General features: G+C 63.4%; 7 protein-coding genes. All 7 read left to right on the top strand.

From position 1 onward, the window contains the following. Positions 1–304 precede the first annotated feature (304 nt). Positions 305–1,777 carry a helix-turn-helix domain-containing protein gene (locus VN856_RS05430; RefSeq protein WP_325686906.1) on the top strand — a complete coding sequence of 491 codons (1,473 nt, stop codon included), beginning with the start codon at positions 305–307 and terminating at the stop codon, positions 1,775–1,777. 60 nt (positions 1,778–1,837) lie between these two features. Beyond that, positions 1,838–3,286: an aldehyde dehydrogenase gene (locus VN856_RS05435; protein WP_325686908.1), complete on the top strand. Its 1,449-nt coding sequence runs from the start codon at positions 1,838–1,840 to the stop codon at positions 3,284–3,286. Between the two features lie 48 nt (positions 3,287–3,334). Then, positions 3,335–4,942, top strand: a complete 1,608-nt coding sequence (locus VN856_RS05440; RefSeq protein ID WP_325686910.1) for a GMC family oxidoreductase — start codon at positions 3,335–3,337, stop codon at positions 4,940–4,942. 71 nt (positions 4,943–5,013) lie between these two features. Then, positions 5,014–5,694 carry a hemerythrin domain-containing protein gene (locus VN856_RS05445; RefSeq protein ID WP_325686912.1) on the top strand — a complete coding sequence of 227 codons (681 nt, stop codon included), beginning with the start codon at positions 5,014–5,016 and terminating at the stop codon, positions 5,692–5,694. A 40-nt stretch (positions 5,695–5,734) separates the two neighbouring features. Continuing rightward, complete coding sequence (locus VN856_RS05450) at positions 5,735–6,655, top strand: LysR family transcriptional regulator (protein WP_325686914.1); 921 nt, start codon at positions 5,735–5,737, stop codon at positions 6,653–6,655. Between the two features lie 26 nt (positions 6,656–6,681). Continuing rightward, complete coding sequence (locus VN856_RS05455; protein WP_325686916.1) at positions 6,682–6,951, top strand: hypothetical protein; 270 nt, start codon at positions 6,682–6,684, stop codon at positions 6,949–6,951. Between the two features lie 14 nt (positions 6,952–6,965). Continuing rightward, complete coding sequence (locus VN856_RS05460) at positions 6,966–7,577, top strand: nitroreductase/quinone reductase family protein (RefSeq protein WP_325686918.1); 612 nt, start codon at positions 6,966–6,968, stop codon at positions 7,575–7,577. The last annotated feature ends 170 nt before the right edge of the window (positions 7,578–7,747 follow it).

Genomic DNA, 7,747 nt, shown 5'->3' on the forward strand with positions numbered 1-7,747 from the left:
GTGTCTCAAGGAGTCGACATGAACGCACCGTTTTCGTTCAAATCCTGCGTCACACAGACGATCCCGCAATCACGTCGCAGAACGCCGTCCGACGGCACCGATGACACGACTCGTGTGTCAGCGGTGCTCGGACGGTAGTCCGATCGTGTGTTCATCGCAGCCCGCCCGCAGAATAATCGCGGACTCATGGCGACGTTCGCGCCTGAGCGGGCTTTCGCCGTCGAGCACTTTCAATGCGCTGAAGGCGGATGATTACGACACGTCCAGTCGGCTCCTGCGCGCCGCCGGGCCTGTCCTGAACACGATGGCCGCAGCACTTGACGGCTGGGACTACTGCGTGGTGTTGGCCGACCGCGACGCCCGCATCGTCGCGACGCGCTGGGGCTGCGCACGCGTGCGAAGCATCATTGAGCTGATTGGAGAGGCGTTGCACGGCACTATTTTTCGCGAGGAGACGACCGGCACCAACTCCATCGCCACGACCTACGAACTGCGTCAAGCGGTGGCCGTCCATCGCGACGAGCATTTCCTCGCGCAGTTGCACGGCCTGAGCTGCTATGGCCATCCGATCATCGATCCACACACCCGCCGCCTCGAGGGTGTTCTCAATATCACCTGCCTGGCGGGTGAGCGGAATCCGCTGCTCGCTCCCTACGTCGCCAGCGCGGCGGCAGAGATCGAGCAGCGGCTCCTGGAGGACCGAAGCCCAAACGAACGAGCATTGCTCGCAGCGCTGCAGCGCGAACTCAGAGCCGGGCGTGATCGGCCGACCCTTGCGATCGGCCGCGACATACTTGTGGCCAACGCCGCTGCGATCGAACTCCTCGACGCCCCCGACCATGCGCTCATCCGCGACATCGCCGCCTCGTGCACCGGTGAAGCGACACAAGCCGCACAAGTGACACTGAGCAAGAATCGCAAAGCTGACATCGTCTGTCGCACGTTGACGCCAAGCGTTGGCGCGGTCCTCACCATCAACAACGTGAAACGCCCCACCCCGCACGTACTCTCGCGACCGCTGAGAGAACCCACCCACGGAGTCCTCATCTGCGGCGAACCCGGCGCAGGACACACGACCGCAATTCAGAAGGCAGCCGCAAGTACATCACTGCGGATCCACCACGCCGCACACTGCCCCGCGCAATCCGCGGCCGAGTGGCTGAGCGACGTGCGCCAGAGCGCCTCGGAGAGCGGCGTTGTGGCAGTCGAGTCGGTCCATCTGCTGTCAGCGCACGCCTCCCAGTCACTGACCGGAATTCTCAACAGCTTCACCGGGACCGTAATCCTGTCGACGATCATGCCTCCCGACGAGCTGATACTGCAGACCCGCCAGCTGATTTCGCGATGCACCGAGCAAATTCAACTGACCCCGCTGCGCCAACAGCCCGACATCATCCCCGAACTCGTCGGGTCCATCCTGCGGAATCTCGGCGTGCATCACACCGTCCGCTTCACCCCCGCGGCGTTAGAGGCGCTCGCGGCCAACCAGTGGGACGGCAACGTCCGCGAACTCCATACCGTCGTCACAGAGGCGGTGAGTCGCCGAAGCGCCGGCGACATCACCCGCGCGGATCTTCCAGAACACTACCGCCACCGAGCAACCCGGCACCGGTTAACACCGATGGAACAGGCCAAGCGCACCACAATCATCGACGCGCTCAGACGTGCACACGGGGACAAAAAGCATGCAGCAGCCCTACTCGGCATCAGCCGCACCACCTTGTACTCCGCCCTGCGCGCCTACGACATCCCCACGTCTTCGGTGTCCAGAACTTGAACGTCGCGCCCCTTCTCCCGACGCGACACTCGACACGTCACCAACAGAAGGGTAAATCGGTTGCACACCAACATCGACACCATCTACATCGGCGGAGAATGGGTCACACCGTCATCCACCGCCACGATTGAGATCCAGTCACCGGCGACGGGCGAGCGGGTGGGCTCGGTCCTTGCCGCCGGCGAGCGCGACGTCGACCGTGCGGTCACCGCGGCCCGCGCCGCATTCGATGACCCGGGGGGATGGTCGGTCTGGGACCCGGCCGACCGCGCCCGCGTGCTCGCCGAATTTGCCCACCAATACCAACTGGTGGTTGAAAACATGGTGCGCACCGTGTGCCAGCAAAACGGACTGCCGATAAGCCAGGCCGCTCAGCTGGAAGGGGCCGTGCCGGTCATGCTACTCACCTACTACGCCGATCTCATCGAGAAGCTTCCGATCAGTGAGACCAGACGGAGCCCGGCCGGTACCCGAGCCCTTGTTACACACTGCCCGGTCGGTGTCGTCGCGGCGATCACTCCGTGGAATTTTCCGCAGACACTGTCGGCGTTCAAGTACGTGCCGGCACTGGCTGCCGGCAACACCGTGGTACTTAAGCCGTCGCCGGAAACGCCGCTGGATGCGCTGCTGCTTGCCGAAGTCGCCGACAAAGCCGGGCTGCCAGCGGGCGTCTTCAATGTGTTACCTGGCGCCACGGACATCGGGCGTGCCCTGGTGACCAGCCCAGGTGTCGACAAGGTGTCGTTTACCGGCTCGACATCTTCGGGCAGGGAGGTGGCGGGTGCCTGCGGGCGGCTGCTCAAACCGGTGATGCTGGAGTTGGGTGGGAAATCGGCAGCGGTCATCCTCGACGACCCCGGTCTCGACCTCAGTGCGTTCGCCGAGCGTTTGTTCGTCGCGACCCTGCTCAACACCGGCCAGACATGCTTCGCCAACACGCGAATCCTCGCTTCCCGCCGGCGCTATGACGAGGTCGTCGACTTCCTCACGGCCATGGCGCAATCGTTGAATATCGGCGATCCGCTCGACCCCAACACGCAGATCGGACCGCTCGTCAGCGCGGCTCAGCGGGAAAGGGTCGAACGCTACATTCAGCAAGGTCTCGCTGATGGAGGCACGATAACCTCCGGCGGCAGGCGGCCTCCGAATCTGCCCAGCGGTTACTTCATGGAGCCCACCATCTTCGCAGGGCTTGACAACCGCAGCGCGGTGGCGCGCGAAGAGATCTTCGGTCCGGTGCTGACGGTTATCGCCTACGACGACGAGGATGACGCGATAAGGATCGCCAACGATTCCGAATACGGTCTGGGCGGCACCGTATGGTCACCCGACCACGACCACGCCACAGCCGTGGCAACCCGCATCCACTCGGGCACCGTCGGGATCAACAACTATCTGCCCGACGTCAACGCACCATACGGCGGGATCAAGGACTCCGGGTGGGGCCGGGAACTGGGTCCCGAGGGATTGCAGGGCTTCCAGAACATCAAGTCGATTTTCCTTTCCTGACAGGACTTTTCCGGCCGGTAAAACGTCACGACGAGGACTGATACTGAAATGAATGAACCGACACATCGCCCCATCGCCGTTGCGGACTATGTGGTGGTAGGTACCGGCTCGTCCGGCTCTGTTGTCGCCGCGCGACTCGGTGCCGACGAGCGTAACCAGGTCTTCGTGTTGGAGGCTGGCCCGAAGGACAATGACCGTCGCATCCATATGCCGGTCACCTGGCTTCAGCTGTTCCGCAGCAAATTTGACTGGGACTATCTGACCGAGCCGCAGCCCGAGCTCAATGGCCGCCGCATCTATTGGCCACGGGGCAAAACGCTCGGTGGGTCGTCGTCGCTGAACGCCATGATGTGGGTACGTGGGTTCGCCGCCGACTACGACGAGTGGGCCCAGCAGGCCGGTCATGAGTGGACGTTTTCCCGGGTCGTCGAGTACTTCACGCGGATCGAGAAGCTCGAGGGTGCTCGCGAACCAGACGAGGGTTCTGGTGGCCCGCTGTACATCTCGCGGCAGCGCGGCCCGCGTCGCTCGACGGCGGCATGGCTGGCCGCGGTGAGACAATCGGGCTACGTCATCGAACGACCGAATCGACCCGAGCCGCAGGGATTCAGCCAAGTCCTGGTGACTCAGCGTCGGGGAGCACGCTGGAGCGCCGCGGACGCCTACCTGCGTCCGGCGCTGCGTCGCAAGAATCTAAAGCTCTTAACCGAAGCCACTGTCACCCGGGTCGTCTTTGAGGGCAGTAGGGCGGTGGGCGTGGAATTTCAGAAGAACGGTAGACGGCAATTCGTTCAGGCCCGCCGAGAGGTCGTATTGTGCGCTGGCGCAGTCAATTCCCCCCAGCTGCTGATGCTCTCCGGAATCGGCGACCGCGAGCATTTGCGTTCTCGCGGCATCAAGGTGGTCCACCATTCCCCGCAGGTCGGTGAGAATCTCCAGGATCACCTCGGCACGGTGCTCGGCTTCCAGGCGCAGTGCGACACCCTCTTCGCGGCCGGTGAACGGATGCAGCTCACCAATTACCTGGTCCGGCGTCGCGACATGCTCAGATCGTCGGCCGGTGAGGCGTACGGATTCGTGCGCAGCCACCCGGAGTTGGCGCTTCCAGACCTCGAGCTGTTCTTCGGACCCGGCCCATTCTTCGACGAAGGGCTCGGTGAGCCGCCCGGCCACGCGTTCATATTCGGCCCGATCCTGGTCAAACCGCACAGCCGCGGGCGGATCGCGCTGAGATCTGCCGACCCGACAGCTAAGCCGATCATCGACCCGCGCTATCTCTCCGACAGCGATGGGATCGATCGGGCCGCAATGATGGAGGGCCTAAGGATGTGCGCCAAGATCGCCGACGCTCCACCGCTGAAAGCCCTCCTCGGGTCAATGTTGCGTCCGCTCGGCGCAACCGAAATCTGCGAGGAGACCCTCGAATCGGCGCTCAATGACGAGGCTCGCACCTTCTATCACCCGGTGGGCACCTGCCGCATGGGCACCGATCCGGGCAGTGTCGTGACACCGCGACTGGAAGTGCGAGGAGTACAGGGACTGCGGGTCGCCGACGCGTCGGTGATGCCGACCATCATCCGCGGGCACACCCACGCACCGTGCATGGTGATTGGCGCCAAGGCCGCCGATCTCATCGCCGACGCAAATTTCAGCTGACACAACGGCGCAGCCGGAAGATCCGATTCAGGGATCCCCTTGTGTGAATAGAACTACGAGAGGCGGGATAGATGAAAACTCCACTGCAGGTACCGATGGCCGACGTCGGCGAGATGTACCTCGTCCATACGATGTTGCGCCGCGAGCTCAGCTTGTTGCCCGATTTAATCCGCGCCGCGGGTCGAGATGCGAATCGTAGGGCTCGGATCGGTGCGCACGCACAGCTTGTCTTCCAGATTCTGCATACCCATCACGAAAGCGAAGACCTGGTTCTCTGGCCGCTGCTTCTCGAACGAGCCGAGGCCGAGGCGAGGGAGATCGTGGCTGTCATGGAGGAACAACATCGCGCCATCGCGGCTGCCCACGACGAAGCGGTCCATCGGCTTGATGACTGGTGCAGATTCGGCCGCGACAGAGAAGGATTCGCAACGGTGCTCGACAATCTGGTACGGGTCCTCACAGAACATACTGCGCTCGAAGAGAAGGCCGTGCTTCCTCTTGCCGAGAAATACATCACCGCCACAGAGTGGCAACAGATGGGTCAGCACGGTATGGACACCTTCCAGAAGCGACTCTTGCCCTTGGCCTTTGGCATGCTGATGTATGAGGGTGATCCTGCAGTGATGCGGCGAACACTTGCCAACGTGCCCCTGCCGGCACGCCTGCTGATGCCGGCCATCGCTCCGCGCGCGTTTAGCCGCCACGCTCGGCGGCTCTACGGCACCGCGACGCCGCCCAAGATCACGGCGTAGTCAAACCACAGCCAACAGGTTCACGAATGCGTGTGAGCTCATGACTGATTCGGCAACGTGTGTCGTGGACCTCGATCTGCGACTAGTCGGATACTTCGTTGCGGTGGCCGACCACCGGCACTTCGGCCGCGCCGCGGCTGCGTTGCTCGTCGCGCAGCCTTCACTAAGCCGACAGATCCGCCGTCTGGAGCAGCAGATGGGCGTGCGCCTGTTTGACCGCACTCCGCAAAGCACCCGGCTCACTGAGGCCGGCGAGGTGTTCTTGCCTCGGGCCAAGGCGCTATTGCGCTCGGCCACCCAAGCCGTAGCGCAGGCCCGCGACGCCGCCCAGCCCAGCCGCATCACCCTCGGCTACATGACAGGTGCGATCATCACCCCAGTGGTGCGTGCGTTGCGTCGCGAGCATCCCGACGCCGACGTGCAAACTGTGCACCTGGACTGGAACCAGCCGCGCGATGCTCTGCTCGACCACCGGGTCGACGCGGTGGTGGCCGTACTGCCCTTTTCCACCGACCAGCTACACGTCACGATCCTCTACGACGAGCCCCGGGTGGTGCTCGTGCCCGTCGACCATCGCCTCGCGGGCCAGCAATTGGTCACCATCGACGACATCGCCGACGAACCCATACCGAAATTGCGAGATTGCGACCCGGCCTGGAATGACTTCTGGCGCATCGATCCCCGGCCCGACGGGCGCAGGGCACCCGAAGGTCCACTCGTCGAAACCCTCGACGACTGGTTAGAACTCATCGCCTCCGGGCAGGCGGTTGCCATCACGACCGGCTTTCACGAACGGTTGCGACCCGACCTCACCACCGTCCCCTTGAAAGGCATCGAACCCAGTCATGTCGTGGTGGCCAGCCGCGCCGGGGACCGCAGCCATCTGGTGGCGGCCTTTCGCAAACTCGCCTCGGCACATTTCACCGCCCCAGCGCGGACCGACGCGAGACTCGAAACGTGAGACGTCAACGTCAGGAGGGCACATCGATGCGGACCGACATCGACACCATCTACATCAGCGAGCGATGGGCTAACCCAATGTCTACCAGCATAATTGAGATCCGATCGTCGGTGACCGGCAGCGCGGGTTGCGTGCTGCTCATCATCGCTCCGCGCGCCTTTAGCCACCACGCTCGGCGGGTCTACGGCACCGCGACTCCGCTGGCGAAGATCTACGACCCCGCCGAGCACATTTACGCATCCATGCCGATGACCGCTGACTCACGAAACCGCACAGTCGAAACATCGACCCCATAGATGAGGAGCCACGCATGCCACTGCATTACGTCGACCCGCACAACGAGCACGGTCTCCGATACCGGGCCGTAGAAAGCTTCGGCCGCTCGCGTCCGGGACAGTTCGTGTCGCGCCACGTCGTCTTTCGCATCGACCCCTGGTTGCACCGCGCAACCGGCGGGCGCTATCCACGGATCCTGGGCACGATGGCCACCGCCCCGTTGACGAGCATGGGCGCCAAGTCAGGTCAGTCGAGAGTGTGTCAACTCGCCTACTTCCACGACGGACCCGACCCGATCCTGATCGCCTCGAATTGGGCGAAACCGAAGCACCCGGGCTGGTACTACAACCTGAAGGCCTATCCCGAATGCCAATTGGGTGACCAGAGATTCGTAGCGTCCGAGGTCACCGATTCGGTCGAGTACCTACACCTGTACACGCTCGCCGAGCAGGTCTACGCCGGATACCGGGACTACCGCATGAAGACAGCACACATCGGACGGCAGATTCCAATCTTTCGGCTCACACCACACTCGTCGGCGACCAGGACATCCACATTTGGCCCGGGCCTCAGTTGGCCGCGCTTGCTCGTAGAGGACGAAACGTTCCCGAAGATGCGCCGCGCCCTCGGCCACGGTGAAATCTAGAACCGCGCGGCTAGCTCCGAAAAGCCGGAGATCCCACCTGCGCTGGCCGCCCTGGGCAGCGCCTCCCGCGGCTGGGTGGTGGTGAATGCCGTAAGAGGCTGTCGTTCCTTCGACTGTCTTCGTGGCCGAGCCGCTTTCGGCTGGTGTCGACCCGAGGTCGCGCCGAGGTC

It is taken from the genome of Mycobacterium sp., from assembly GCF_035603715.1.
Taxonomy (GTDB): Bacteria; Actinomycetota; Actinomycetes; order Mycobacteriales; family Mycobacteriaceae; genus Mycobacterium.

Excerpts from the sequence above, each read along its gene's own strand:
- VN856_RS05430 (WP_325686906.1), top strand. The coding sequence starts at position 305 with ATGGCCGCAGCACTTGACGGCTGGGACTACTGCGTGGTGTTGGCCGAC.
- VN856_RS05440 (WP_325686910.1), top strand. The coding sequence starts at position 3,335 with ATGAATGAACCGACACATCGCCCCATCGCCGTTGCGGACTATGTGGTG.
- VN856_RS05455 (WP_325686916.1), top strand. The coding sequence starts at position 6,682 with ATGCGGACCGACATCGACACCATCTACATCAGCGAGCGATGGGCTAAC.
- VN856_RS05460 (WP_325686918.1), top strand. The coding sequence starts at position 6,966 with ATGCCACTGCATTACGTCGACCCGCACAACGAGCACGGTCTCCGATAC.
- VN856_RS05445 (WP_325686912.1), top strand. The coding sequence starts at position 5,014 with ATGAAAACTCCACTGCAGGTACCGATGGCCGACGTCGGCGAGATGTAC.
- VN856_RS05450 (WP_325686914.1), top strand. The coding sequence starts at position 5,735 with ATGACTGATTCGGCAACGTGTGTCGTGGACCTCGATCTGCGACTAGTC.